Annotated in this window: 2 protein-coding genes; both read right to left on the bottom strand. The window is 59.6% G+C overall.

The window, feature by feature from the left end:
• A partial coding sequence (locus tag F4V54_RS11165; protein ID WP_249041306.1) for an isocitrate/isopropylmalate family dehydrogenase occupies positions 1 to 171 on the bottom strand: 171 nt, incomplete at its 3' end.
• Positions 172 to 216: 45 nt separating this feature from the next.
• Positions 217 to 612: YbjN domain-containing protein (locus tag F4V54_RS11160; protein ID WP_211359501.1), on the bottom strand; the 396-nt coding region annotated here is incomplete at its 5' end.

The following is a 612-nucleotide window of genomic DNA, read 5'->3' as shown; positions in this document are numbered from 1 at the left end:
CAGGCTGGCGAGATCATCTTCGGTGAGGAGTTCGCCATTGCGCAGGTAGCGGCGGGCGCCGAGGTCATAGTCGGTGGTTTCTAAGTCCGGGTGGATTGCTTTGAGGACTTTGAGGGCCTCTTTGGTTACCTCGGGGCCGATCCCGTCGCCACCAATCACCGCGAGTTTCATATTTTGGGATTCCTTTCTCACCTGATGGTCCTAGGGCTTAGGTTATCAGATGCGATGCAGGACGCTACGCAATTGGGTTGCGGCCCCCACCACACCTAAGCGGACGGCTTGGTCGACCTGCTCATCGCTTAATCCGGCACGGCATGGGGCGGCGAATTCGGCGGCGGCCCACCACTGGTCATCGCGGAAAATCACGCAGACGGCGGCACCGGTGGGTTCGGATAATTCATTGAGGTTGACGCGGTTGCATAGGTCCACCAGGCGGGCGGCATCTGGTTCCATGGGAACGCGGGCAATGACCCGCACATGGGCGGTGCTGGGATCACCGTAGGGAATATCGACGGGGGTTCCGGCGAAGGATAAATTGAGCATCTGTGTTGCGTTGTCTGCAGGTACCTCTGCCAACCCACGCGCGCGGAAAACCTTTTCCACCCGATCTCG

It is taken from the genome of Corynebacterium tuscaniense, from assembly GCF_008693065.1.
In the GTDB taxonomy this organism is placed as follows: Bacteria; Actinomycetota; Actinomycetes; order Mycobacteriales; family Mycobacteriaceae; genus Corynebacterium; species Corynebacterium tuscaniense.
This window is presented reverse-complemented; position numbering and strand designations above follow the sequence as displayed.